Below are 1,382 nucleotides of genomic sequence, written 5' to 3'. Positions count from 1 at the left end.
TAAATTTAATTCTAAATCTTTAATTTCTTCCAAACAAAAATCCCTTTTCACTTTTAAGGATGTGGCTGGTAATTCAGAAGAAAAAGAAGAAATGATTGAATTAATTGATTTTTTAAAACAACCGCAAAAATATGAAACCATAGGAGCTTCAATTCCGAAAGGAGTTTTATTAGAAGGTCCTCCTGGTACTGGTAAAACTCTTTTGGCCAAAGCTTTAGCGGGTGAGGCAAACGTTCCTTTTTTTGCTGTTTCAGGTTCGGTTTTTGTGGAAATGTATGTGGGCTTAGGGTCTTTGAGAATAAGAAAATTATTTAAAGAAGCTAAATATAATGCTCCTTGTGTTTTATTTATTGATGAAATTGATGTTCTAGGAGGTAAAAGAGGGGGTGATTTTTCAGGAGGTTCTCAAGAAAGAGAACAAACTTTAAATCAACTTTTAACCGAAATGGATGGTTTTACCTCATCGAAAGGTATTATTATAATCGGGGCTACTAATCGTGTGGATATGTTAGATGTGGCCTTATTACGACCGGGTAGATTTGATCGTAAAATTCTTGTTAATTTGCCAGATATTAAATCACGTGAAGAGATTTTAAAACTACATGCGCAAAACAAAAAATTATCTCCTGATATTGATTTTCATCAGTTAGCGAAACAAACTTCGGGGATGAGTGGAGCACAACTAGCTGCGGTTTTAAATGAAGCTTCAATTTTGACTGTCCGCAATCAAAAAGATTTCATTGCCATGACCGAATTATCCGAAGCCCTTGATCGTGTTTTAATGGGACCTGCCAAGAAGTCGATTAAATATGACCCTGAAGAACGTCGTATGGTTGCTTATCATGAAGCGGGGCACGCAGTCATTGGGATTAAATTAAAACACGCACAAAAAGTTCAAAAAATCACTATTATTCCTCGTGGTAACGCCGGTGGTTATAATTTAATGATGCCAGAAAAAGAAACTTTCTTTTCTTCTCGAAAAATAATGTTAGCACAAATCCAATCCTTTTTAGGAGGACGTGTCGCGGAAGAATTAGTTTTGGATGACATTTCTTCTGGTGCCTTTGGTGACTTTCGACAAGCGACTAAAATTGCTCGGTTAATGGTGATTAAGTATGGGATGAGTGATTTAGGAGTTAGTCAAAATTCCGAATTTTCGGATAAAAAACTGATTGATACCGAAATTAAAAAAATAATTTCAGAATGTTATCGACAAGTTCAAATAATTATTAAATCAAACAAAAATTTGCTAGATAAAATTGCTAATATACTTTTAGAACAAGAAACTATTACAAATAAAGAAATTGAAAAATTAGTTGTAAATACTAAGAAATAAGAATTTAACCAAAAAAACTTTTTGGAGTTTTTTTTCAGACTAAAAA

General features: G+C 33.4%; 1 protein-coding gene. It reads left to right on the top strand.

The window, feature by feature from the left end; genetic code table 11:
- Positions 1–1,336 (top strand): ATP-dependent zinc metalloprotease FtsH (ftsH, locus tag V9D86_RS02265; protein ID WP_334331182.1); only part of this gene is annotated, 1,336 nt, incomplete at its 5' end.
- Positions 1,337–1,382: the final 46 nt, after the last annotated feature.

It is taken from the genome of Candidatus Phytoplasma prunorum, assembly GCF_036924415.2.
In the GTDB taxonomy this organism is placed as follows: domain Bacteria; phylum Bacillota_I; class Bacilli_A; order Acholeplasmatales; family Acholeplasmataceae; genus Phytoplasma; species Phytoplasma prunorum.
This window is presented reverse-complemented; position numbering and strand designations above follow the sequence as displayed.